Raw genomic sequence first — 23672 nt, 5'->3', positions numbered from 1 at the left:
TCACGCGACGGTTCTCGGCGGAGACGGGCCGCGGCCAACCGGCCCCGACAGCCGACCCACCGGGTGCGGCTAATTGAACCGCCGCTGGCGCCCGACCCGCGCCACGCGGGCCCCCGCGGTAGTTGGCATTACAGTTCTCTGACGAAAGTAGAGTGGCATATCCGAGACGCCGATTATCATCGCTGATACGACCACCTACGCTTATTTTTCTCGAATACTTATCCGTTTTCGAGAAAATCCAAAATGGGACAACGAACGCCATTTCTGGAGCGGATACGACGAAGTTATGCGCTCAAACTCGCTATCGCGCTGGTGTCGGTCGTCGCTATCACGGTCGCAGTCGGCGCGCTAGTGCAAGCACAGACCGCCGAACAGGTCCAAGACGACGCCCAAGAGGAGCTGAAGACCCTGTCGAACTCGCGGGCCGAGAGCTTGGACGCGTGGCTGTCGAGCGTGAAGACTCAGACGCAGGTGACCGCTCAGCATCCGGTGTTCCGGAGCGGTGACCGCGACCGTATCCGGGACCGCCTGAACGGACTGGTCGCCGACGGGAACGTTCCCGACGGCGTCGTCGCGGTCCACTACTACGACGCCGCCGAGAAGACCATCGTGACCAGTTCGAGCGAGAAATTGGTCGGGGTCAGTCCGGCCGCGCAGGGCGCGCCGTTCGCCGCCGACCCGCCGGACTTCGACGAGAAGGACGTCCACGTCTCGGAACCGTTCACGGTCCCGGCCGTGGACTTCCCGGTCGTGGCGGTCGTCGCGCCGGTCCCCGACGCGCCCGACAAGCGCGTCATCTACATGGTCAACATCGAGAAGCGCACGCGCTCGCTGACCGGCGGGGTCGAAGGCGGCTACACGGTCGTCCTCAACTCCTCGGGGAGCTATCTCGCGCACCCCGACGCGAGCAAACTCCTGACGACCCACCACCGCGGCGCTGACAGCCCCGCCGTCAATCGAGGTCTCGCCGGGAAGTCGGGCTTCATGCAGATGGACGGCGGGATGCTCATGGCGTACGCGCCGATGCAATCGACCGACTGGGTGGTCGTCGTCCACGCGCCGGCCAGCGAGGCCTACGCGCTCAGCGACGCCGTGACCTCGAACATCCTCGGACTCATCCTCGTGGCGGTCGTGAGCCTCGCGCTCGTCGGCGTGACCGTCGGCTCGAACACCGTCGTCTCGCTCCGGCAACTCTCCCGGAAGGCCGACGCGATGGCGGGCGGCGACCTCCAGGTGGACTTGGAGACCACCCGCCGCGACGAGTTCGGGACGCTGTACGACTCGTTCGCCCGGATGCGCGACTCGCTGCGCGAGCAGATACGCGAGGCCGAGGAGGCCCGAAAGAGTGCGGAAGAGGCCAAAGAAAACGCGGAGGCCGCCCGGCGCGAGGCCGAGAGTCGCCGCGGGGAGGCCGAAGCCCTCTCGTCGCACCTCGAATCGAAGGCGAGCCACTACGAGGACGTGATGAACGGCGCGGCGGACGGCGACCTCTCGGTCCGGGTCGAGACCGAGAGTCGGAGCGAGGCGATGGTCGCCATCGGCGAGTCGCTCAACGACATGCTGGACGACATCGAGCGCACGGTGGCGAACGTCAAGCGCTTCGCCTCGCACGTCTCTAACGCGGTCGTGGACGTGGAGGGGAGCGCCGAGGAGGTGATGACGACCGGCGAGGAGGTCAGCCAATCGGTCTCCGAAATATCGGAGGGCGCGGCGCGCCAGACCGACCAACTCGGCGAGGTCGCCAGCGAGATGAACACCCTCTCGGCCAGCGCCCAACAGGTCGCCGCCACCGTGGACGACGTGGCCGCGACCTCTCAGCAGGCCGCGGCCGCGGGCGAACTCGGCAGGGAAGCCGCCGAGGAGGCCCTCGCGGAGATGGACACGGTCGAGGCCCAGACCGAGCGGACCGCCGAGGAAATCGAGGAACTCGACGCCGAGATGGAGGCCATCGGCGACATCGTGGAGGTCATCACCGAAATCGCCGAGCAGACCAACATGCTCGCGCTGAACGCCTCCATCGAGGCCGCGCGGACCGACGCCGAGGGCGACGGGTTCGCCGTGGTCGCCGACGAGGTGAAGAACCTCGCGGAGGAGACCAAGGAGTCGGCCGCCGAAATCGAGGGCCGCATCGAGCGGGTCCAAGAGAAGACCGCCCAGTCCGTCGAGGGCATGGCCGAGACCAGCGACCGCATCAGCACCGGCGTCGAGACGGTCGAGGGTGCCATCGACGCGCTCGAAGAGATCGCGGAGTACGCGGAGGAGACCGACGCACAGATTCAGGAGATTCAGGCCGCGACCGACGACCAGGCACAGTCGTCGTCGGCGGTCGTCCAGATGGTGGACGACGTGGCCTCCATCAGCGAGGAGACGACGAGTCAGGCCGAGTCGGTCTCCGAGGCCGCCGAGGCCCAGACCGAGACGCTGGCGGAGGTCCGGAGCGACGCCGACGACCTCGCCGAGCGGGCGTCGGAACTCTCGCAGTTGTTGGACGATTTCAGAGTGACGCGCGGGGCCGGGCCGCTGGACGACACCGAGTTCCGGTCCGCGGAGGTGAACGACTGATGGCCCTCACGTCGATGTGGTTCTGGCTCGGCGCGCTCGGCATGGCGGTCGGCACCGCCTTCCCGCTGTGGCGACTCGCCACCGACCGCCGACACACCACCTACTACGCGGTGCTGGCGGGCGTGACCGGATTCGCGGCCGCGGCGTACCTCGCCATGGCGCTCGGCATCGGGAAGGTGGCGGTCGGCGACGCCGCGCTGTTCCTGCCCCGGTACCTCGACTGGCTGGTGACGACGCCCCTGCTGGTACTGTATCTCGGGATGCTCTGTCGCCCCGAGCGGAAGACCTACCTCGCGCTGGTCGGCGTGGACGTGCTGGTGATCGGGTCGGGCGTCGTCGCGGGCCTGCTCTCGGCACCGTACAGCTACGTCGCGTATCTGGTCGGCTGTGTCGCCTACGTCGGCCTGCTGTACCTGCTCCTGCGGGTCCTTCCCCGGCAGGCGACCCTCCACGGCGACCGCGTGAGCGCGGTGTTCACGAAGCTCCGGAACCTCACGGTCGTCCTCTGGACCATCTACCCCGTGGTCTGGATTCTCGGCCCGCTGGGACTCGGCCTGTTGCACGTCGGGACCGAGGTGATGGTCGTCACCTACCTCGACCTCATCAGTAAGGTCGGGTTCGTGTTCATGGCGGTCAACGGGGCGGACGCGCTCGACCAACTCCGGACCGGAGCGGCGCTCGCCGACGCCGGCGACGGTCCCGCGACGACGGCTGACTGACGAGCGCGCGACCATCGTGGGCTGACGAGCGTGCGACGGCGGACCGACCCCGACCGACCACAACTCGTTTTTCGCTCGCCGTCGTCTTCCCGTCGGATGGGGGAGACCGACGCCGGGGTCGCCGAGGGGGACGCGCACGACCACGAACACGAGCATCGGAGTCGCTGGCCCATCGTCGGGGCCGCGGGCGCGGCGATACTCTACACCGGGGCCGCGCTCGCGCTCGTCGGGAACCGCGCCGGCATCTTCCCGAGTCCGGTCGGGGTCGGCATCGCCGTCGTCGGGTTCGCCGTGCTGACCGGCGGACTGGTCGGCTGGCTCCGACAGGCGTACCTCAGCGACTACTGGGCGCGGGCGGCCAGCGACCGGAAGCGACGGGCGTACCGCGCGACGATGGTCATCTTCCTCGTGACCGACGTGGCGACGTTCGGCGCGGGGTTCGTCTACTACTTCTACGTCCGTATTTGGACGTGGCCACCGGGCGAACTCCCCGAACTGGTCGGGTCGCTCGTGCTGGTCAACACCGCCCTGCTGGTCGCGTCGAGTGTCACGCTCCACTTCGCCCACGAAGCGCTCGACGAGGGGCACCGCCGCCGGTTCCTCGCACTGCTCGGCGCGACGTTCGCGCTCGGGGTGGTGTTCCTCGCCGGTCAAATCGCCGAGTACGCGACGTTCGTGGGCGAGGAGGAGTTCACCCTGACCAGCGGCGTGTTCGCCTCGGCGTTCTTCGGCCTGACGGGACTCCACGGCCTGCACGTCGCGCTCGGGGTCGTCCTCGTCGGCATCGTCCTCTGGCGTGCGCTCCGGGGCCAGTACGACGCCGAGCGCGACACCTCGGTCTCGACGGTCTCGCTCTACTGGCACTTCGTGGACGCCGTGTGGCTCTTCCTGGTCGCCGTGCTGTACGTCGGCGCGGAGATATCGCTCTGAGTCGGCGCGTCGGGAACGCCGAGGGGCTACCGGCCGAACCGTCCGGCGTCGCCGCGTTCGAGGAGTCGCCGGTACGCGGGCGGCGTGAGGACGCCGCCGATGCCGAGCAGGATGGCGACCAGACCGAGCGGAAGGACGAGCGGGTCCACGCCGAGACACTCGACCGACGAGACGACGGTGACGTAGTAGCGGCGTCCCTCGACGCGGACGACCGCGCCCTGCTCGAAAGCCTCGCGGTTGGGGAACGCGCCGCGCACGTCCGCCTGTCCGCCCGGTTCCGCGAGCGCGCGCTCGATGGCGCGGCGTTCCGCGGGCGAGAGGTCGTCGAGGTCGAATCTCGCCAGCACCGGGCCGGCGGTGTCCGCTTGCCCACCTTCCGCTCCCGCCGCGGACTCCCCCGCCGACTCCGCGCCCGTCGCGGTGGGCGGGTCGGAGACGCCGATGGTCGGGTCGCCGCAGAGTCCGAACTCGTCTTGGACGATGGCGTAGCCGCCGAGGACGCTCCCCGCGATGCCGGCCGCGACGAGGAGCGCGCCGAGCAAGGGCGCGCCGTAGGTTAGCAGGGCACCCCGCGTGGTCCGGTCGGTCCGGGGCGGGCCGGACGTCCCGCTCACGGCGGCCCACTCCCGGAGTCGCGGGGCGCGGTCACTACGACCGCACCTCCCGAGCGGCGGCTCCCGCTCATCGTTCGACGCCCCGCAGGGAGACGGCCTGAATCGTCGCCGCCAGACCGAAGCCGTAGAGCCAGTGGGCGACGAGCGTGAAGACCACGAAGCCGACCAGTTCGAGTCCGGACTGCCCCGAGTAGAACGCGACCAGGAACCCGGCCGCGACGATGGTCGCGTACGAGAGCCCCCGGACGACGAGGACTCTCCCCGGCAGGTAGGACGCCAAGGCGACGAACAACAGCGCCCACGTCGTCATCCCGCCGGCGAGGAACAGGCCGTAGCCCAGCGCGATGCTCCGCGGGAGACCGACCAGTTCCGAGAGGTCGGCGAACGACGCCAAATCGAAGACGCCGATGATGGTCGCGGGAAAGAGGACGCCCGACAGCAGGAGCGTGCCGACCAGTCCGCCGAGCGCCGCGACGGCGGCGTTGTCCCGAACCGCGCCGGTGACGGACGTGACGTCGGTCAGCACCTGCGGACTGCCCTCGCCGGGTTCGGTCGCGGCCGCGGACCGGGTCGTCTCGGGTTCGGTCGGTTCGATGGCGTACTTGCGTTCGAGTTCCTCCTCGAACCACTCCCACTCGCGGGTGAACTGCTCGGTCTCCTTCAGGTTCCACACGTCGGCCGAGCGCACCGGCGTCCCGTTCCACGCCGACCAAATCATGTTGTAGAGCCACAGCAGGACGCTGATACCGACGAGGAACGCGCCGACGGTGGCGACCTGCTGGACCGGCGCGAACATCTCGGGATAGACCGCGTGTCTGCGCGGGAGTTCCATGAACCCCAGCACGACGAGCGACCCGAACGCGACGACCGCGCCGAACACGAGCAGGACCGACTGGAACAGCGCGAGTTCCCGGTCGTAGAGTCGGCCGGTGATGATGGGGTACCAGAAGTAGCTCGCGGCGAACATCATCAGCGGGATGATGCCCATCACGATGAAGTGGAAGTGGCCGACGACGTAGTAGGTCCCGTGGTAGAGCAGGTCCACCGGGATGGCCGCCAGAAAGACGCCCGTCACGCCGCCGACGACGAACATCCCGATGGAACTCACGCAGAGGACCATCGGCGCGGTGAGTCTGACGGTCCCGTCCCAGATGGTCGTCAGCCAGTTGAACACCTTGATAGCGGAGGGCACCGCGATGGCGATGGAGACGAACATGAAACTCGCGCGAATCCGCGGGTCGATTCCCGTGGCGAACATGTGGTGTGCCCAGACGCCGAACGAGAGGACGCCGATGGCCAGCGTCGAGTAGACGATGTACTTGAACCCGAAGAGCGCGCGCCGGGCGAACTTCGGGAGGATGAAGCTCATCAGCCCCGTCGCGGGCAGGAAGATGATGTACACCTCCGGGTGGCCGAAGTACCAGAAGAGGTGTTGCCACAGCAGGGGACCGCCGCCCTCGACGGTGAAGAACGTCGTGCCGAAGTTGCGGTCCAGCAGGAGCATCACCAGCGCGCTCCCGAGCAGCGGGAACGCGAAGATGACGAGGCCGCTCGTCGTGAGCATCGTCCACGAGAAAATGTCGAGGGTCTCCCACTCGATCGACGGGCCGCGCTCGTAGACGATGGTCACGACGAAGTTGATAGCGCCCAGCACGGTGCCGATGCCGCTGAGGTGGAGTCCGAGCAGGAGTAAGTCCATCTGGGGGTTGTCCACCGTTATCGACAGCGGCGTGTACATCGTCCACCCGACGCCGGGCGCTTCGATGCTCTCGAAGAAGCGGACCACCTCCGCGAGCGCGTCGGGCGCGAGCAAACCGAGGAACTGCCCCGAGACCTGCGAGAGCAGGCCGGCCCGCGCGAGCAGGAGCGCGGGCGGGAGCAACCAGAAACCGATGGCGTTGACCCGCGGGAACGCCATGTCCTCGGCGTCCACCAGTAGCGGGATGAAGTAGTTCCCGATGCCGAAGAAGACGGGCGTCACGAAGAAGAACAGCATCGTCAGCCCGTGAGTCGTGAAGAGGGCGTTGTAGGTGCTCTCGGTCCAGATGTCGGCCGGCGGCGTCAGCAGTTCGGTCCGAATCATCATCCCGTCGATACCGCCCCAGAGCGCCGCGAACGTGCCGAACGCGATGTACAGCAGGCCCACGTCGCGGTGGTTCGTCGTCGTCGTCCACCGGACGACACCGTCGGTCAGCGCCTCGGCGTCGAACCACCCCTCCCGGCCGGGGTACTCTCCGCCGTCGGCGCGCGCCCGTCGCTTCGCGTGGCGAGCGAGCGCGCCGACGCTCAGTACGACCAGACAGAGCGCCGCGAACTCGACCGTCGGGCCGTTCATCGTTTCCCCGTCGCTGTCGGCGTCCCCGTTCGTCCCCCACGCATGGATGCAGGAGTCGGCCCGAATCGGAATAAAAGTGGAGGCCGGACCACCGGGGATAGCCGTGAACCGGTAGTTCGGCAGTCCAGGGGGCGGCGGTTCGTCGGTGCCGCGGGCGGCGGTTCGTCAGTACCGTGGGCGGCACTTACTTCAGTTCGTCCGTCGTCGGGCACGTGCATGGGGACTCGGGGGGACACGCAGTGAGCCGGCGGCGAGGACAGCGCGCGACTCGGCCGAGCGGACGCGCCGCGATTCGGTGGAGCGTCCTCGCGGCCGCGGCGCTGTTCGCGCTCGGACTCGGCGGCGTCGCACCGGCGGCCGCCCAATCGGTCAACCGGAACCTCATCGACAGGCTGAACCTGCAGTTGCTCTACGTCGCGCTCCCGCTCACGCTGTTCGTCGAGGTCATCCTCGTCTACGCCGTGATTCGGTTCCGGGGCAACGACGACCCCGAGCCGACCGCCGAGAACCCGACGCTCGAAGTCACGTGGACCGTGGCGACCGCCATCGTCCTCGTGTTCGTCGGGTGGTCGGCGTACAACGTGCTGGCGAGTCCGTACATCTCGCCGACGCCCGAGGCGGAGGCCGCGCCGCCGCCGGACGTGGAGGCCGACGTGGAGATCGACGTGCTGGCCTACCGGTGGGGCTGGCAGTTCACCTACACCGACGCGAACGTCACGACCCAGAACCTGCTGGTCCTGCCCCGCGGCGAGGACGCCCGGTTACAGCTCCGGGCGGACAGGGTGATTCACTCGCTTTTCGTCCCGAAACTCGGACTCAAGCAGGACGTGTTTCCGGGCCACGACACGACGCTCCTGACCCGCGCCTTGGAGAACGGCCGGTATCGGGGTTACTGCACGGAGTTCTGCGGCGACGGCCACGCCCGGATGCGCGCGGCGGTGTACGTCGTGGACCCCGAGACGTACCGCCAGTGGCTCGCGGCCCACGCCGACGAGCGACTCGTGACCGCGCCGCCGAACGCGAGCGCGGGGAACGTCTCGAACGCGCCGAACGCGAGCGGTCCGGCAAACGCGAGCGGTCCGGCAAACGTGAGCGGTCCGGCGAACACGACCGACCCGACAAACGCGAGCGTACCGCCGACGGCAAACGCGAGCGCATCCCCGGACCGGTCCGTCCCGGCGAATTCGACCGCGCGGTCGAATTCGCCCGCCGCAACCGAGATACCCGCGTGAGCGCGGTCGGTACCGCTCGCCGACCGGCCCGTGGAAACCACGACATTCAATCCACTCCGCGAGGAGCGTCTATTATGAGCGACGACTCGCACGACGGTCACGACGACCACGAGCATCACGAACCCGACCGTGAGGAGTTCCACCACGACCCCATCGGCCACGCCGAGGTCCGGGCGGGGATGACCGTGGGCGAACTGGCCGACTCGTACGGCGACGCGGGCATCGGCGCGGCCGACCTCCACGAGGCGGTCGACATCTACGCCGAGATGCTGGGCGACGAGGACGTGACCAACTTCTTCGGACTGGCGGGCGCGATGGTCCCGACCGGGATGCGGAAAATCGTCGCGGAGTTGATTCGGGACGGTCACATCGACGCGCTGGTCACGACCGGCGCGAACCTGACCCACGACGCCATCGAGGCCATCGGCGGCAAGCACCACCACGGGCAGGTTCACGCCGAGGGCAAGACGGAGCGGGACCACGACGAGCAGTTGCGCGACGAGGAGGTCGATAGGATTTACAACGTCTACCTCCCGCAGGAACACTTCGCGCTGTTCGAGAACCACCTGCGCTCGGAGGTGTTCCCCGCCGTCGAGGGCGACGGCGAGGACGACGACGGCGTGGTCAGCATCCAAGAACTGACGGCCGCGCTCGGCCGGGCCAACAGCGAGGTCAACGAGCGCGAGAGCGTCGATGAGGGCGCGGGCGTCGCGGCCGCGGCCTACGAGAACGACGTGCCCATCTACTGCCCGGCGATTCAGGACTCCGTGCTGGGCCTGCAAGCGTGGATGTACTCCCAGACCGCCGACTTCACGCTCGACGCGCTGGCGGACATGACGACCATCACCGACCAAGCCTTCGACGCCGAGAAGTCGGGCGCGATGGTGGTCGGCGGCGGCGTCCCGAAGAACTACGTCCTCCAGACGATGCTCGTCTCGCCCGAGGCCTACGACTACGCGGTCCAGTTGACGATGGACCCGCCACAGACCGGCGGTCTCTCGGGCGCGACGCTGGACGAGGCCCGGTCGTGGGGGAAGTTGGAGAAGGCCGCGCGGAACGCATCGGTCTACGCCGACGCGACCATCACGCTCCCGCTCGTGGTCGCGGCGGCCCGCGAGCGAATCGGCGAGTAGGTCCTCGCGTCTCTCATCAGCAGGAGTGTCAGTTCACTCGGCCGCGTCCGCCGAGACGACGTCCACGTTCCGGAATTCGACGCGCGCGCCGCCGTCCTCGCTCTCGGTGACTGCGGTCTCCCAGCCGTGAGCCTCCGCGATTTGGCGCACGATGGCGAGTCCGAATCCGGTTCCGTCTCCGGTCGAGGAGTACCCCCACTCCAACACGCTGTCGCGCCGGTCGGCGGGGATGCCCGCCCCGTCGTCCGCGACGTAGAAGCCTGCGTCGCCGAGTCGTCCCACCCGAATGCGGACGCCATCGCCGCCGTGTTCGACGCTGTTCCGGAACAGGTTCTCGAACAGCCGCGACAGCTGACCGGCGTCGGCGGTCACGATGCACTCGTCTTCGACGTCGAGCGCGGCGTCGCCGGTTTCGACGCTCTCCCACGCGTCCGTCGCTACCGCGGCGATATCGACCGAGGTCAGGTCTATGACCGACGTGCCCTCGCGGGCGAGCGCCAGCACGTCGTCGATGATGGCGTCCGCCCGGTCTACGGCCTGCTCGATTTCGTCGATGACCGCCTGCTCGGCGTTGCCGTTCTCTCGGAGTACGCCCACGTAGGTCTGCACCGTGTACAGCGGCGTGCGGAGGTCGTGACTGAGGACGCTGGCGAAGTTCTGTAGTCGCTCGGTCTGGTTCTCCAGTTCGTGCCGGCGGCGGTCGAGTTCCTGCTCGCGGTACTTCTGGTCGGTGATGTCCGTGTAGTGTTCGATGCGACCGCCCGCGTACGGCCCGGTCTCGATGGGTTGGCTCCAGTGTTCGAGCCATCGCTCGTCGGTGGTCTCGGTGTCGCGGACGTGACACTCGAAGTTCTCGACGTACGTGTTGTCGTCGTAAGTCGCCAGCACCCGTTCGGCGAACTGGTCGGAGTCGATAAAGCGGTCCTGAATCTGCTCGATGACGAGTTCGCGCTTGTCGGCGCCGAGGACGGCGTCGCGGTCGAGACCGAAGTACTCCTCGACGGCCTCGTTCACCCAGACCACCTCGAAGTTGCCGTCGAGGATGAACGTCCCGACGTCCGACGTGTCCAGTACGTCGGTCAGCAACGAACGCCGGTCGGTCTCCCGTTCGCGCTCTCCGTCGTCACCGTCGTCCATTGCCCCCTCTTCATGTGCGCGACCAAAGTATACTACGGCAGAATAATCCGGTTCGAGAGACTGCTCCGGAGCGCAGTCGAATCCCGCCGAGGAGTCACTCAAATCGCGTCGTCGGGGTCGTGGAGGTCGGCCATCCGCTCGGCTTCGGCGGCGTACTGTTCGCGCTCGTCGGGGTCGTCCACGGTGCCGAGGTTGTCCGCGGGCACGGAGAGCGCCGCCGTCGTGTCGCGCTCGTCGGAGAAACTCGTCAGCGCGCGCTCCTTCCGGAAGTAGCGGTCGCCCTCGGGCGTCGCGTAGACGAGGATGACGAGGTTCTGCTCGTCGTCCGAATAGGTGCGCTCGACGAGCCAGACGCGGACCTCCTCAGGTTCTGTCGCCATGTTCGAACGGAGGCTCCGTTCGGAGTTAGTCGTTCGGGAAACCCTCATGAGGGAGGGGTTCGACGGACCACCAACGACCGCCATGCCCGACACCCGCCAGCTCGCGCCCGACGCCGACCCCGACAAGTCGCCGACGGTCCGGGCGCTGGCCCACGCCGGAACCCACGAGGAGCTGATTCTGGGGTCGCGCGCCTACTGCCGGGAGGCGACCCGCGAGTACGACCTCGACGTGGAGTTTTCGCGCCTCGACTGGGAAGTCTCGACCCGCGCGAAGCGCCGCGCCGCCGCGGTCAAGCGCCCGAAGATTCCCGAGGTGGAAGTCGGCGACCCGGTGGACTGGCACGCCGCGGCCGAGCGCGCGGGGACCGACCCTGAGACCCTCCGGACCTGCACGCTGTCGCTGACGTGGCGCGCGTTCGAGTCGTTCGACGTGGGCGAGTGGACTTCGACGCTCCGCCACGAACTCGTCCACGTCGAGCAGTTCCAGCGCTACGGCACGACCGACCACGGCGAGGCGTTCCGCGAGCGCGCCGCCACGGTGGACGCGACGGTGCGGTGCCCGCCGTTCGCGGACCCGAAGTACGTCCTGACCTGTGCGGACTGCGGGGCCGTGGTGGGACGCCGGTACCGCGAGTGTAAACTGGTCCGGAACCACGAGCAGTACCGGTCGTCGTGCTGTAGCGCGTCGGTGCGGTGTTCGGAGCCGGAGTCGGACTGAGCCGTCGGCGCGTCGGTCCGGCGTCAGTACTCGCTCCGAATTCGGTGCCAGTCGAGTCGCAAGTAGTGATACAGCGTGCCCGTCAGTCCCGACTCCCGAATCCGCCGCCCGGAGGTCTCGACCAGCACGTCCGGATGATACCCCGTCGCGCGCTCGCGGCCCAACTCGCGGCTGAACGCGGTGTCCTCGTTGGGCACGTTCGGGAACCCGCCCGCCGCGAAGTACGCATCGCGGCGGACGAAGCAGTTGAACCCCGGCAGAACCGGCCGGTCGAGACGCGGGAAGACGTGGTTGATGACCGCCTCCATCGCCTTCGCTCGCGCGGGACCGGTGACGCGACACCGCGAGGAGGCCGCCGCGAGGTCCGACTCGCTGGCGAACGCCAGCATCGAGTCGAGGTAGTCCGGGCGGACGGCGGTGTCGGCGTCCACGAACGCCAGCCAGTCGCCCGCGGCCCGGCGCGCCCCGCGGTGGCGCGCGTCGCCGATGTCCGGACCGACGCGCTCTCGGGCGGCTGAATCCGGGCCGCCGTCGGCCGCTTCGTCCTGACTGACCACCGTGGCGTCGTACCGCCGAGCGACCGCGGGAGTGGCGTCGTCGCTGTCGCCGTCCACGACGATGACCTCGTAGTCGCGGTCGGTGCGCTGGTCGCGGACGCTCGCCAGCGTCGCCGGGAGGGTCGCCGCCTCGTCTTTCGCGGGGACGACGAAGCTGACGGCGGGAGCGGTCATCGGTACCGGCCTGTCGTGTGCATCGTTTCTGCGGTGTCGGGGGCGGGGCGTTCGTGTCGAAGTCTGTCGGCGAGGAGTAAGGGTCTTTTCGCCGGAGCGGATAGGATGGAGTGGCCGATGACGAGGCGACGGCTCCGAACTGGTCTCGGCAACCAGTCGTGACGAGCCCTATGAGTGCCGAGGCCATTCTCGACGCCCAGTAGCCGACGGCTTCGGCCGACACTCGTCTTCGACCCCGCTACGCCGAACGTCTCGGTCGTCGGCGTCTCCGGACGACTCGACGACTGGACGTTCTCTCGGAGGCTCACCGAAGCGCGTCCGTATCGAGCAGTCGCTTGCCGTGATGCTCCCGGAAGTGGCGCACGCGGAGTTTCCACGCGTTGTTCTCGTCGTCGCCCGGCAGTTCCATCCCGCAGAGCGCGCAGGCGTCGGTCCCGTCGCGGTTGGCGGTGACGAGTCGCTCGTCGTGCATCGCGGCGAAGTGGTGCAACAGCGACTCGACGCGCACGTCCCGGTTGCACCGCGCGCAGGGATACATCCGCTCGCGGAAGGGCGTCTTGCTCATGAACGACAGAGTGGCCGCGATTCCAAAAACCGTACGTGTTTACCCCGAAGGCTCAACGGCAGGTACGGCGTGAGTTCGGGAAACCATCTCGTTGCTTTTGACGACTCGCTTGAGTTCCTCGTAGGGATTCCGTCCCTGCTGGCGCCACGTCGCCAGCAGGGACAGCAACGTCTCATGAACGAACATCCCGCGGTCGTTGCGGAGCGTGCCGATGATTTTCCGAAGAACGACTGGCTCACGAAGCGCGTTCTCGGCAGCGTTGTTCGTCGGTGAGACCGCTGGCTCACCGACGAAGGTGAGCCAGTGATCGATCCCGCCTTCGATCTTTCCGAGCAGTGTTGCCACTGGTTCGTCGGCTACTGATCGCTCAGCGAGCGATCTGAGCCCGTTCTGGCTCGATCGGTGCATCTGTGCGCGCTCACGCGTACTCGGGTCGGTCTCCAGCCAGGCCTGGAGACCGACGTACATCTGCCTGAGCGTCCGGTAAATCGGCTTTGCGTCCTCGTAATCCTCAGCTGCATCTTCAGCTTCGCGGAGAATGTGTGCCCAGCACCGTTGGAGGGTACTGCTGAACGCTGGATACGCCGTCCAGCCATCACAGACGATCGTTCCCGCGAAGTCCTCGCCGAGGACTTCCGCGGGAACATCACTCCCACGACTCTCTCTGACGGCATACAGCGTGTGCTCGTCTGTCCGAAACGTCCAGATCCACGCTTGGTCACCGTCACGCTTGATGCCGGTTTCATCAACGTGGACGATCTCAGCCTCCTGAATCTGTCTGCGAATCTGCTCGTACTCACAGCGACCGGCGCGCGCAGCGCGCTCGGTCGCGTGCCACGCAGACGCGCCCGAGAGTTCCAATCCGTGCAGTTGGTCGAAACGATCAGCGATTTTCCGGTAGGGGAGTCGATGATCGTACCGGGACAGCGCGGCTTGGGCGATGACGTTCACCCCGAACTGCCCCTCACCGGGGCAGTCGGGGTGAGAGGCAACGGTCTGTGTTCCACAGGAGTCACACCCGTAGTGGTGGCGGTTGTACTGGGTGATTTCGGGCGGCTGTGGATCAGGAATCTCCTCGACGAGTCGGGGGCTGACGCCCGCCGACTCGTCGAAGTGTTCGCCACACTCGGGACAGCACTCACAGGTGACCTCGACGACCTCGTCTGGGTCAGCTACTGTCCGCCACTCTGGGTCGTGTCCTTCGTTCCGGCCTGGCGTTCCGCCGTCAGTTCGGACATCATCGTCCTCGTCGTCTTGCGCGGTCGGCGACTCGTCGGTCGCCGACCGTCGCTTGCTCGGCGGCGTGTGTGGATTCTCGTACTTGCGAAGGCGTGTTTCGAGCTCCTCTATCCGCTCGTCCTTCTGGTCAAGTTGCTCTTGCAGTTGGTCGATTTTCTCATCCTTCCGCTTGTTCTCCTGCTCGAGCTCTTCGACTCGTTGCTCAAGCTGGAGAAACCGAGAGAGCAGCTCGTCTTTGGTGAGATCGTCACCGGTCACAGAGCCCACCTCCCGGCGAGGACAGCAGAGCCACCGGGATGGGCTCCGCCACGGAGCCCATCCCTCAGAACCGCACCAGATCTCTGCTGCCAGTGCATACGGCCCCCAGTGAACGCCTCCTACGAGACAGTGACGAAATCAGTTCGGGCTAAACACATACCAAAAACCTACCTCGGACGCGTCCGGTCACACGTCGAGTATCGCGCCGCCGACGAGCGCGGCCGCACCGAGGAACGCGAACCCGACGAGCGCGAAGTACGGCGTCGTCGCCGGCGGGTCGAAGGGGGCGTACCCCGCTGCGAGGCCGACGACGGGAATCAGCGCGTAGACCACGATAGCGACGAGGAAACCGGTCCAGACGACCGTCCCGACGGTGTCGAGTTTGTCGAACAGCGACGACGAGTCGCCCGACTCGTCGGTCGACTCTCCGGACGCCCCATCTCCGGTCTCCTCGCTCGCTGTCTCCCCGTCCGCTATCGCCCCGTTCTCCGTCGCTCCGGTCTCGCCCGACTCGTCGGGACCGGAGAGGACCGTGGCGCCTCGCTTTCGCCCGTCGTCCGAGTCCGTCGAACTCGCGTCGGAAGCGGTCGAACTCGCGTCCGAGGTGGTCGTCATGTGTCGTCCATCGGCCGCCGGGACAATCTGTCTGTCGGTCGATACGCCTTCCGAGGTCGGCCGAGCGACCGCGCAGAGCTGCGCGGTCGTGAGCCGGCACCCAACCCGCCCCGCGGTCGGAACCGTCACGCGGCCCACGGCCGTACGAGCTAACCGAGTGCGCGCCGAGGTCTCTGATATGGCGACCGACTCGTACGACCGACTCGGCGGTGCATCAGTCAGCGCGAACACCCGCGAATTGCCAGTGCCACAGAAGGCCGTCAACATCGAACTGGTGAAGCAGGGCGGCGAGGTCTACTGGGGCGTCCGCGAGGCCGACGACGCGGTGGTCGCCTCACAGCTCTACGACCCTATCCAGGACGACCCCGGCGTCCGATTCCTGACCAGCACCGTCATCGACGACGACAGTAGACAGCTCCCGGTCCCCGACGCGGTGTCCGACCACTGGGACCAGGTGGCGGGCGGCGGGACCGCCGTCTCGGGCGGCGACCGACTCGAATTCGTGACCAGCGACGAGTTGGCCGACGACGAGCAGATGCTGGTCCTGCCCGAGTGGCAGGTCGAGGACGTGCTGGGCGAGGAGGCGTAGTCGGGCTACTCCTCGCCGACCGCGTCGCGCTCTTCCCGCCTCTCGCGGCCGTGGTCTGCACAGAGGATCTCGCCGGCCTCGGTGTCGAAGAAGAACTCGTCGCCGGTCTCGATTCGCTCGCCGCCCGCGTCACAGCCCTCCTCGTGGTTCAGGAAGTACTTGCCCTCCGAGCGGCCGGTTTCGAGGCGGTCGGCCGCTCGCGCGAACTTGACCAGTCCCTCGCCGATCTGGGTGCGCTCGGGGCCGTCGGCCTCCTCGAAGTGGATGAGTGGCATCTGGTGGGAGGCGTACGACGGGTCGCGGTAAAAGCGGTTCCCCCGGTCGTGGCGGTCGGATTCGCTCGCGGAACGACCGCGATTTGCGCGGCGTACGGTCGCCGAACGACCCCGGAATCGGAGTCGAGCAGTCGGCAGGCTACGGTGAGCGTTCGCCGAGTCCCTGCGCTACCGTGCCGCGCTACTCAGCGCGCCACCGACGGCACCCAGAACCAGCGGATACGCCAGCCCCGCCAGCAGAACCGCGGTCACGGGGTCCGGCGAGACGGCGGTTCCGGTGTCGCCGATGGCGTGCGTGGCGACCAGCGCGACCCCGGCCGAGAGCGGCAGGTAGCCCAGCGCGACCGTCCCGCCCGCTTTCGCGCGCTCGACTGCGCCGCCGGGTCGCCCGTACCCGGCGACGACGCCCGCTCCGAGCAGGACGAGGACCGGGAGCGCGAGCAGGAGGGTCGAACCGCCCTCGCGAGTGACGACGTTCGCGGTCCGAGTCCCGCCGGTAATCGTCGGGAAGCGCGTGGCGACGAAGTGGGCGTTCAGGAAGAGCCACGAGACGCCCTTCCACGCGGGAATCGCCTCGCCGCCGAGCAGTTGCGAGACGAAGCCGACTCCCCGGAGCGCCTCCGAGATGGCCGCCGACTTCCAGACGTAGGCGACCAGATAGCCGAGCAGCCACGCGCCGACGCCCGCGACCGCACCGCGGGCCAGCGTCGCGCGCCGAACCATCCCGCCGGTCGTGAGAGACGCGTCTCGTTGAGTCGTCATGGTCGGGGCCTCCGACCGATGCCGGGAGTGTCTTGTGGCCGGACGACAGCGGTGCAACATCTCCGGCCCCTCGCGCCCGGTTTCGCCGGGTACATTCGCGGGATTCAAGAGCGGCGACTGGGAACGTTCACCACATGATTCTGCGTGACGCCCGAGTCGTGGACGGCACCGGCGACGTCCGAGACGACGCCGCACTCCGGTTCGACCCCGAATCGGGACGCGTCGAAGCGGTCGGCGACGCCGACCCCAGAGAGAACGAACCGACCTACGACCTCGGCGGGAGGACGATAGTTCCGGGCATCGTGGACGCGCACGTCCACTTCTCGCTCTCCGGCGAGGCCAGCGTCGCCGACGTGGTGTCGATGAGCGACGCCGAACTGATGCTGACCGAGGCGGTTAACGCTCGCGAGACGCTCGAAGCCGGGGTCACGGGCGTCCGAGCGATGGGTGCCCGAGACCTCGACGTGGTGCTGGCCGAGCGCATCGACCGCGGCGACATGCCCGGCCCGCGGATGGTCGCCAACTGCCGGTCTATCACCATCACCGGGGGCCACGGCCACCATCTCGGCCGGGAGGTAGACGGCCCGACGGAGTGCCGGAGGGCGGTCCGCGAGCAGGTCAAGCGGGGCGCGGAGTTCATCAAATTCATGGCGACCGGCGGGGTCACGACGCCCGGCACTGACCCGAACGTGCCCGCCTTCACGCAGGAGGAGATGGACGCCTTGGTGGACGAGGCCCACCGCCGCGGCGTCCACGTCGCGGCCCACGCCCACGGCGCGGCGGGCGCGCAGGCGGCCATCCGCGCGGGCGTGGACACCATCGAACACGGCACGTTCCTCGACGAGGCGACCATCGACCTGTTCGTCGCCGAGGACGTGGTGCTGGTGCCGACGCTCTCGGCCCCGTACCGCATCGTGCGCAACGCCGACCACGCCACCGACGAGTCGCTCCAGAAGACCAACGACGTCTACGAGCGCCACATCGAGTCGTTCTCCGCGGCGGTCGAGGCCGGCGTCGAAATCGTCGGCGGCACCGACGCGGGCACGCCGTTCAACTACCACGGCGCGAACGCCACCGAAATCTCGTTCATGGCCGAGTACGGGATGGACCCCCACGACGCGCTCGTGGCGATGACCGGCCGCGCGGCCGAGGTCGTCGGACTGGACGACGCGGGCACGCTCGAAGCCGACTCGTTCGCCGACTTCCTCGTGCTGGACGACGACCCCTTCGAGGACCTCTCGACGCTCCGCGAGCCCGAGACGGTCGTCAAGGGCGGCGACGTCGTCGCGGGGACGCCGTTCGACCGACTCGAAGCGTAGCGCGCGAAATCGGCGTCAGTGCGTGAACACCAGAATTCGACCCTCCTCGCGGACGACGCAGAACCGACCGTCGGGCGGGCCGAAGCTGTTGTGACGCTTCTCGGAAATCAGGAGGTCCGCGAACGGCTCGTCGCAGGCCGGGCAGTCGAGTCCCTTCTTGTTCTCCCAGAGTTGGGTCTGACCGGTGTCCTTGTGCAGTTTCAGCGCGTGGCGGTGGTCGTGGACGTCGAAACGCTCGGGCATAGCTCGGGGTTCTCGTCAGTCCCCCTTCGTCGCTTCGACCCACTGCTCGCGCGAGACGGTGTAGCGGTGTAGGTCGTCAATCTCGTCGCCCATCGGCACCCAGTTTCGGAGGACGCCGTCGTACTGACCGCCGAATCGCTCGACGTACTTCTCGATGGCTCGCCGGGACTTCTCGTTGCCCTCGTTGTAGCCCGCGGTCGCGAGTTCGAGGTCGAGGCGGTCGAACGCCACTTCCATCAGGGCGGCGGCGCGCTCGCCGGAGTAGCCCCGGCCCCAGAAGGGCTTGCGGAGAATCAGGCCCAACTGTCCGGTCCGGCGCTCCCATTTACAGAAGAGGCTGGTCGTCCCTGCGATTTCCCCGGCGCGCGGTTCGCCGTCCTTCGGTCGGACGACGTACTCGGCACCGCGACCTTCTCGCCACCGCTCCTCGGCGTCGATGATGCGGTCGTGGGCCTCCTTCGGCGTCTGCCACGGGTCCTCGGGGACGTACTCGAAGACCTCCTCGTCGGCGACGCCCGCCGCGAAGCAGTCGTAGAACGCGAGCGTCTCGACGTTCTCGTGACAGAGTCGCTCCAGCAGGAGCCGGTCGGTCTCGATGGTTTCGGGGAAGAGGTCGCGCTCGCTCATCGGTCGGCCTCCGCGTTCGCGCCGTATTCGTCGCGCGCGACGGTGTACCGATGGGCGTCGGCAGGGCCGCCCGGCCCGGTCCAGTAGTTGCGCAGGCGACCCTCGTGGCGACCGCCGAACCGCTCCACGAACTTCTCGGTCGCGCGTCGGGAGTTGGCGTTGCCGTGGCGGTGGACGATTTCCACCGCGTCGAGGTCGAGGCGCTCGAACGCGACCCGAGCCAGTTCCGCGAACGCCTCGTCGTAGTAGCCCCGGCCCCAGAACGGTTCGCGGAGCCAGATGCCGAGTTCGCCGGTCCGGCGGTCCCAGTGAGGGGCGAGACCGACCGTGCCGGCGATGCGGTCGTCGTCCGGGCCCTCGTCGCCGCCCTTCGGCCGAACCAGAAACTCGGCGTTCTCGCCCGCCGCACGCTGGTCGGCGAGTCGGTCGAGGAACTCCTTGGTCTCCTTCGGCGTGTCGTGTGGCTCCCACGGCAGGTGTTCGGTCACGGCGTCGATGTCGTCGCCAGCGTTCCCGGAGCAGATGTCGTAGTAGGCCAGCACGTCCACGTTCTCGGGCGTCAACGCCGTCAGTTCCAACCGGTCGGTCTCGATGCGCTCCGGAAGCATGGCAGATTCGTCGGAGGATGGCGTGAAAAGCGTTGTCCGAGAGTGGGAGTTGTTAGCGCTCCGAAAGTTAATCGAGCGGTCTCTCGCCGCCGACTCGCTCTCCGCAACCACTAAACGCCACTCACCCCTACCAACGCTCAATGACCGACTGGACCGAGAAATATCGGCCCTCTTCTCTCTCCGAACTCCGCGGGAACAACAAGGCCCGCGACGCGCTGAAGGAGTGGGCCCAGACGTGGGACGACCACAAGGACGCCGCCATCCTCCACGGGAGCCCCGGCGTGGGCAAGACCTCGGCGGCCCACGCGCTGGCCAACGACATGGAGTGGCCGACCATCGAGTTGAACGCCAGCGACCAGCGCACCTCCTCGGTGGTCGAGAAGGTCGCGGGCGAGGCCGCCAAGTCCGGCACGCTGACCGGGGGCGGCGACGGCCGCCGACTCGTCATCATGGACGAGGCCGACAACCTCCACGGGAACGTCGATAGGGGCGGCTCGAAGGCCATCACCGAGGTCGTCAAGGAGGCCGGACAACCGATGGTCCTTATCGCCAACGAGTTCTACGACATGTCGAACACGCTCCGGAACGCCTGCGAGGAGATCGAGTTCCGGGACGTGCAGGCCCGCTCCATCGTGCCCGCACTCCGCCACATCTGCAAGCAGGAGGGCATCGAGTACGAGAAAGACGCACTCCGAGCCATCGCCGACAAGAACGACGGCGACCTGCGCTCGGCGGTCAACGACCTGCAAGCCATCGCCGAGACCGAGGAGCGACTCACCGCCGAGGACGTGGAGGTCACGGGCGATCGCGACCGGTCGAGCGGCATCTTCGACTTCCTCGACGCGTTGTTCAAGGAGGAAGACGCCCGGAGCGCGATTCGGGAGTCCTACGACGTGGACGAGACGCCCGACGACATGCTGAACTGGGTCGAGGACAACGTGCCGAAAGACTACGAGGGAGCGGAACTGGCCACCGCCTACGACTTCCTCTCGAACGCCGACAAGTGGCTCGGCCGCGTCCAAGCGTCGCAGGACTACTCCTACTGGCGCTACGCGGGCGACAACATCGCAGGCGGGGTCGCGGCGGCCCGGCAGGGCGACAAGGGCGGGTGGACGCGCTACGGCCCGCCGAGCTACTGGCGGAAGCTGGGGAGTTCCCGCGGGAACCGCAACAAGCGCGACTACGTGGCCCGGAAGATAGCCGAGACCGACGGCGTGAGCATGTCCACCGCGCGCCGCGAGATTCTGCCCTTCCTCGCGGCGATGACCCACCACTGCAAGAACCGGGAGCTGACGATAGCCATGACCGCGAAGTACGACCTCGACGCCGAACACGTCTCGTTCGTCACCGGGTCGGGCGAGGACACCAACAAGGTGCAAAATATCGTGGAGTCGGCCGAAGAGTTGCGGGAGGAGGCGGCCGTGGAACACTCCGGGGGCGCGTTCGAGGGGAGTCACGGGTCCCAGTCCGACGCCGCCGACTCGTCGGCGGCGTCGGACGGAACCAATTCGGAGTCGGCGGGGGAGACCGACGACTCGGAGGGCGAAGCCAGCGGGGATTCGGGCGACGCCGACGACAACCAAGCCGGCCTGACCGACTTCTGAGGGCGGTCGGCTCCGACCGACCGAACTCGTCCGGGACTCGGGGTCGGCAACGCCGACTCGTCACCGCGCAGGCCACACCAAGATTTCACCGTCCGCGCGGACCGTCACGTCGTGGCCCTCGTACTGGAAGGTGATGGAGGTCTGGGTCTCCCGGTCGCGCATCGACGCGACGAACTCGTGGAGCGCGTCGGGGTCCATGTACTCGTACAGCGGCGCGAGCTCGGTCACCGAGACGCCGGTCGCCCGCGAGATGGCGCACGTGACCGCCGAGTCGAGCGTCTCGGTGCCCGACCAGTCGGCCTGCATCCGCAGGGGTGTCTCGCTCTCGTACTCTATCGCGTCGACGGTGTGCGTTTCGGTCTTCGACATCGTATCTCGCCGATTTTGGCAAGGACGGACAGGTGCTTCAACCCCCGAAACGCTGAAAGCCGATTGGTGGTTCTGAGGACGGCTTGTCCTCGAGTTAATCCGAATTAAGCGTACCAACTCCGACCTAACGGGAGTAACGGCCGCCTACCGCAGAGAAAGGAGTCGTGGAACCGCCCCGAGTCGGGGCAGACGCCCCAAAACGACGCAATCCCTTTTTCCTTGCGCGTCGGACGTACGTGACGAATGGGGGCGCGACAGTCCGTAGCGTTGCTCGCCGCGGCCCTCTGTCTGGTGGCCGCGGTCGGCACAGCCGCCGGTGGGGCGTCCGCTATCGGCGGCTCCGGAACAGCGACAGCCGACTTCGACGTCGCTCCGGCCGCACTCGCCGACGGAAGCGTGCAGTCCCAGAGCCAGCGCGTCACGCCGGACACGGTGGTCCTCGACGTGACGGTGTACGGGAACGGCACCGCCAAGTGGGAGGTCGTCTACCGGACGAGACTCGACGACTCCCAGACGGCCGCGGCGTTCAGGAGCTACAAGAACGACGTGGAAGCCAACTCGACGAAGTACAGCCGGCAGTTCGTCGGCCGGATGAACAGCACCATCCGGAGCGCCGAACAGACCACCGGCCGGGAGATGTCGGGGACGAACTACTCGGTCCGGGCCGAGATTCGGGAGTTCCCCCAGCGCTACGGGCTGGTCGTCTACTCCTTCAAGTGGCACGGGTTCGCCGCGGTCTCGAACGGCGAGGTCCGCATCGGCGACTCGCTGTCGGGACTCATCCTCAACGAGAAGACGCGGCTGTTGGTCAAGTGGCCCGAGGAGTACGACGCGACGACCGTCCAACCGCGCCCCGACTCGGGCTACGAGAAGCGCGAGAACGCGGTTATCTGGAACGGTCCCATCGAGTTCGCGGGCAACGAGCCCCGCATCGTGCTGACCGCGCCCGGCGGGATCGGCCCGAACGTCCCGTGGACGCTGGTCGCCACCGGCGTCGGCGGACTCGCGCTCGTCGCACTCCTCGCGGCCGGCGGCTGGTGGCTCTACCGGGACCGCGAGCAACGCGAACCGGTACCGGAGAGCGAGGACCCGCCGGAGGACCTGCTGAGTAACGAGGAGCGCGTCCTGCGACTGCTCGAACGCCGCGGCGGGCGCATCAAACAGCGCGCGGTCGTGGACGAACTCGGCTGGACCGAGGCCAAGACGAGCCAAGTCGTCGGGAGCCTGCGCGAACAAGGCAAGATAGAGAGCTTCCGGCTCGGTAGGGAGAACGTACTCGCACTGCCGACCGAGCAACAGGAGTCCTGAACCCCGTTAATTCGGCTAAATCCGGATTCAGTAACGGCGGCTTATTGCCCGTGGGACCCGTCCGGTGTATCTATGAAGCCGACGTTCGTCGTCCTCCTCGCCGCGGTCGGACTGGCAGTAGTAACCGGCGGCGCGGCCGCCGACCAGTCGTCGCCGGTCGCCGACGGAACTCCATCGGTACAGCCCGTCGCCGACGCCGGACAACCGGGGTGGCCGGGCCAAGAGACTACTAACGAGAGCGACGAGACGGAGAGCGACGGAACCGACCGACCCGACGAGACGACCAGCGTCTCGCCGGGCCAGCAACTGACCGGCGCGGTCGGCGCGCAGGGCGCGTCCGTGCAGGGCGAACTCCTCAACCGGTCGCTGTCGGGGCAGTTGGCGAACGCGACGACGCCCGACCAGCGCGCCGCGGTCATCGCCAACGAGACCGAGTCGCTTTCGGCGTACCTCGACACCCTCGAAGGCGTTCGGGAGAACCTCACCGAGTCGTGGGAGCGCGACGAACTCTCTAAAGGCGAGTACCGCGCCGCGTTGACCGAGTTCGTCGTCCGCGCCAGAACCGTCGAGCGCCGGGCCAACCGGACCGCGCGGGCCGCCGAGCGACTCCCCGAATCGGCGCGCTGGGACCACGCCATCAACGCGACGCGCATCTGGGACCTCGGTGCGCAGGCTCGCGCGCTCTACCAGTTCGAGGACCCGGTTGCGCGCGACGTGGTCAACGAGACGCTGGGCAACGGGACCGACAGGCGAACCCTCGCCGACGGTCGGTCGGGTAACCGGACGGTGTGAACGCGGAT

General features: G+C 67.8%; 25 protein-coding genes. 11 read left to right on the top strand and 14 right to left on the bottom strand.

Going from position 1 to position 23672, the window contains the following annotated elements:
- Positions 1 to 243 precede the first annotated feature (243 nt).
- The 3 genes from M0R88_RS01930 (at position 244) to M0R88_RS01920 (ending at position 4211) form a co-directional block, all read left to right on the top strand.
- Positions 244 to 2562, top strand: a complete 2319-nt coding sequence (locus M0R88_RS01930) for a methyl-accepting chemotaxis protein (RefSeq protein WP_248655281.1) — start codon at positions 244 to 246, stop codon at positions 2560 to 2562.
- The gene (locus M0R88_RS01925; RefSeq protein WP_248655280.1) at positions 2562 to 3281 is read left to right on the top strand and encodes a bacteriorhodopsin; all 720 of its coding nucleotides are present in this window, start codon (positions 2562 to 2564) and stop codon (positions 3279 to 3281) included. Before M0R88_RS01930 ends, M0R88_RS01925 begins: the two co-directional genes overlap by 1 nt.
- A 96-nt stretch (positions 3282 to 3377) precedes the next feature.
- The gene (locus M0R88_RS01920; protein ID WP_248655279.1) at positions 3378 to 4211 is read left to right on the top strand and encodes a cytochrome c oxidase subunit 3; all 834 of its coding nucleotides are present in this window, start codon (positions 3378 to 3380) and stop codon (positions 4209 to 4211) included.
- A gap of 26 nt (positions 4212 to 4237) precedes the next feature.
- Here the strand turns inward: M0R88_RS01920 and M0R88_RS01915 are convergent, their stop codons facing one another.
- Both M0R88_RS01915 and M0R88_RS01910 read right to left on the bottom strand, forming a co-directional pair.
- Positions 4238 to 4825 (bottom strand): DUF7979 domain-containing protein, encoded by a 588-nt coding sequence (locus M0R88_RS01915; protein ID WP_248655278.1) that lies wholly within the window; start codon positions 4823 to 4825, stop codon positions 4238 to 4240.
- Positions 4826 to 4892: 67 nt separating this feature from the next.
- Positions 4893 to 7160 carry a DUF6789 family protein gene (locus M0R88_RS01910; RefSeq protein WP_248655277.1) on the bottom strand — a complete coding sequence of 756 codons (2268 nt, stop codon included), beginning with the start codon at positions 7158 to 7160 and terminating at the stop codon, positions 4893 to 4895.
- Between the two features lie 239 nt (positions 7161 to 7399).
- On the opposite strand from M0R88_RS01910, the gene coxB reads away from it, so the two are divergent.
- Positions 7400 to 8392, top strand: coding sequence for a cytochrome c oxidase subunit II (gene coxB, locus M0R88_RS01905; RefSeq protein WP_368409368.1), 993 nt, complete (start codon positions 7400 to 7402; stop codon positions 8390 to 8392).
- A gap of 74 nt (positions 8393 to 8466) precedes the next feature.
- The gene (locus M0R88_RS01900) at positions 8467 to 9525 is read left to right on the top strand and encodes a deoxyhypusine synthase (protein WP_248655276.1); all 1059 of its coding nucleotides are present in this window, start codon (positions 8467 to 8469) and stop codon (positions 9523 to 9525) included.
- 33 nt (positions 9526 to 9558) lie between these two features.
- Here the strand turns inward: M0R88_RS01900 and M0R88_RS01895 are convergent, their stop codons facing one another.
- Positions 9559 to 10662, bottom strand: coding sequence for a sensor histidine kinase (locus tag M0R88_RS01895; RefSeq protein WP_248655275.1), 1104 nt, complete (start codon positions 10660 to 10662; stop codon positions 9559 to 9561).
- Positions 10663 to 10760: 98 nt separating this feature from the next.
- On the bottom strand, positions 10761 to 11042 hold the full coding sequence (locus M0R88_RS01890; protein WP_248655274.1) for a DUF7967 family protein: 282 nt from the start codon (positions 11040 to 11042) through the stop codon (positions 10761 to 10763).
- A 46-nt stretch (positions 11043 to 11088) separates the two neighbouring features.
- Here M0R88_RS01890 and M0R88_RS01885 point away from each other — a divergent pair, with 46 nt between their 5' ends.
- The gene (locus tag M0R88_RS01885) at positions 11089 to 11760 is read left to right on the top strand and encodes a SprT-like domain-containing protein (protein WP_248655273.1); all 672 of its coding nucleotides are present in this window, start codon (positions 11089 to 11091) and stop codon (positions 11758 to 11760) included.
- A 23-nt stretch (positions 11761 to 11783) separates the two neighbouring features.
- On the opposite strand, the gene M0R88_RS01880 is transcribed toward M0R88_RS01885, so the two are convergent.
- The 4 genes from M0R88_RS01880 to M0R88_RS01865 all read right to left on the bottom strand — a co-directional run bounded on the left by M0R88_RS01880 (position 11784) and on the right by M0R88_RS01865 (position 15168).
- Positions 11784 to 12491 carry a glycosyltransferase gene (locus tag M0R88_RS01880; protein ID WP_248655272.1) on the bottom strand — a complete coding sequence of 236 codons (708 nt, stop codon included), beginning with the start codon at positions 12489 to 12491 and terminating at the stop codon, positions 11784 to 11786.
- 304 nt (positions 12492 to 12795) lie between these two features.
- Positions 12796 to 13056 (bottom strand): hypothetical protein, encoded by a 261-nt coding sequence (locus tag M0R88_RS01875; RefSeq protein ID WP_248655271.1) that lies wholly within the window; start codon positions 13054 to 13056, stop codon positions 12796 to 12798.
- Between the two features lie 39 nt (positions 13057 to 13095).
- The gene (tnpC, locus tag M0R88_RS01870) at positions 13096 to 14553 is read right to left on the bottom strand and encodes an IS66 family transposase (protein WP_248655270.1); all 1458 of its coding nucleotides are present in this window, start codon (positions 14551 to 14553) and stop codon (positions 13096 to 13098) included.
- Positions 14554 to 14739: 186 nt separating this feature from the next.
- Positions 14740 to 15168: a hypothetical protein gene (locus M0R88_RS01865; RefSeq protein WP_248655269.1), complete on the bottom strand. Its 429-nt coding sequence runs from the start codon at positions 15166 to 15168 to the stop codon at positions 14740 to 14742.
- Between the two features lie 178 nt (positions 15169 to 15346).
- On the opposite strand from M0R88_RS01865, the gene M0R88_RS01860 reads away from it, so the two are divergent.
- Entirely contained in the window at positions 15347 to 15757 is a 411-nt protein-coding gene (locus M0R88_RS01860; RefSeq protein ID WP_248655268.1) for a hypothetical protein, read from the top strand.
- A 5-nt stretch (positions 15758 to 15762) separates the two neighbouring features.
- On the opposite strand, the gene M0R88_RS01855 is transcribed toward M0R88_RS01860, so the two are convergent.
- Entirely contained in the window at positions 15763 to 16032 is a 270-nt protein-coding gene (locus M0R88_RS01855) for a DUF8075 family protein (protein WP_248655267.1), read from the bottom strand.
- 168 nt (positions 16033 to 16200) lie between these two features.
- Complete coding sequence (locus M0R88_RS01850) at positions 16201 to 16794, bottom strand: DUF7978 family protein (RefSeq protein ID WP_248655266.1); 594 nt, start codon at positions 16792 to 16794, stop codon at positions 16201 to 16203.
- A 134-nt stretch (positions 16795 to 16928) separates the two neighbouring features.
- Here M0R88_RS01850 and M0R88_RS01845 point away from each other — a divergent pair, with 134 nt between their 5' ends.
- Positions 16929 to 18113, top strand: a complete 1185-nt coding sequence (locus M0R88_RS01845) for a metal-dependent hydrolase family protein (protein ID WP_248655265.1) — start codon at positions 16929 to 16931, stop codon at positions 18111 to 18113.
- A gap of 15 nt (positions 18114 to 18128) precedes the next feature.
- Here the strand turns inward: M0R88_RS01845 and M0R88_RS01840 are convergent, their stop codons facing one another.
- The 3 genes from M0R88_RS01840 to M0R88_RS01830 are packed head-to-tail and all read right to left on the bottom strand — an operon-like array spanning position 18129 to position 19591.
- A complete protein-coding gene (locus M0R88_RS01840; protein WP_248655264.1) occupies positions 18129 to 18356 on the bottom strand; it encodes a DUF7385 family protein in 228 nt (75 codons plus the stop codon).
- Between the two features lie 15 nt (positions 18357 to 18371).
- Positions 18372 to 18983: a GNAT family N-acetyltransferase gene (locus tag M0R88_RS01835; protein WP_248655263.1), complete on the bottom strand. Its 612-nt coding sequence runs from the start codon at positions 18981 to 18983 to the stop codon at positions 18372 to 18374.
- Positions 18980 to 19591 carry a GNAT family N-acetyltransferase gene (locus tag M0R88_RS01830; protein WP_248655262.1) on the bottom strand — a complete coding sequence of 204 codons (612 nt, stop codon included), beginning with the start codon at positions 19589 to 19591 and terminating at the stop codon, positions 18980 to 18982. The genes M0R88_RS01835 and M0R88_RS01830 overlap by 4 nt, the downstream gene beginning before the upstream one ends.
- 140 nt (positions 19592 to 19731) lie before the next feature.
- Between M0R88_RS01830 and M0R88_RS01825 the strand changes: the two genes are divergently transcribed.
- Positions 19732 to 21195 carry a replication factor C large subunit gene (locus tag M0R88_RS01825; protein WP_248655261.1) on the top strand — a complete coding sequence of 488 codons (1464 nt, stop codon included), beginning with the start codon at positions 19732 to 19734 and terminating at the stop codon, positions 21193 to 21195.
- A 60-nt stretch (positions 21196 to 21255) separates the two neighbouring features.
- Here the strand turns inward: M0R88_RS01825 and M0R88_RS01820 are convergent, their stop codons facing one another.
- Positions 21256 to 21564 (bottom strand): HalOD1 output domain-containing protein, encoded by a 309-nt coding sequence (locus M0R88_RS01820; protein WP_248655260.1) that lies wholly within the window; start codon positions 21562 to 21564, stop codon positions 21256 to 21258.
- 243 nt (positions 21565 to 21807) lie between these two features.
- On the opposite strand from M0R88_RS01820, the gene M0R88_RS01815 reads away from it, so the two are divergent.
- Together M0R88_RS01815 and M0R88_RS01810 are read left to right on the top strand one after the other, a co-directional pair.
- Positions 21808 to 22872 (top strand): helix-turn-helix transcriptional regulator, encoded by a 1065-nt coding sequence (locus tag M0R88_RS01815; protein ID WP_248655259.1) that lies wholly within the window; start codon positions 21808 to 21810, stop codon positions 22870 to 22872.
- Between the two features lie 72 nt (positions 22873 to 22944).
- On the top strand, positions 22945 to 23664 hold the full coding sequence (locus M0R88_RS01810; RefSeq protein WP_248655258.1) for a DUF7096 domain-containing protein: 720 nt from the start codon (positions 22945 to 22947) through the stop codon (positions 23662 to 23664).
- Positions 23665 to 23672 lie beyond the last annotated feature (8 nt).

The sequence above is a fragment of the Halorussus gelatinilyticus genome (assembly GCF_023238445.1).
Taxonomy (GTDB): domain Archaea; phylum Halobacteriota; class Halobacteria; order Halobacteriales; family Haladaptataceae; genus Halorussus; species Halorussus gelatinilyticus.
The sequence above is the reverse complement of the archived record's forward strand: the minus strand, read 5'-3'. Positions and strand labels throughout refer to the sequence as shown.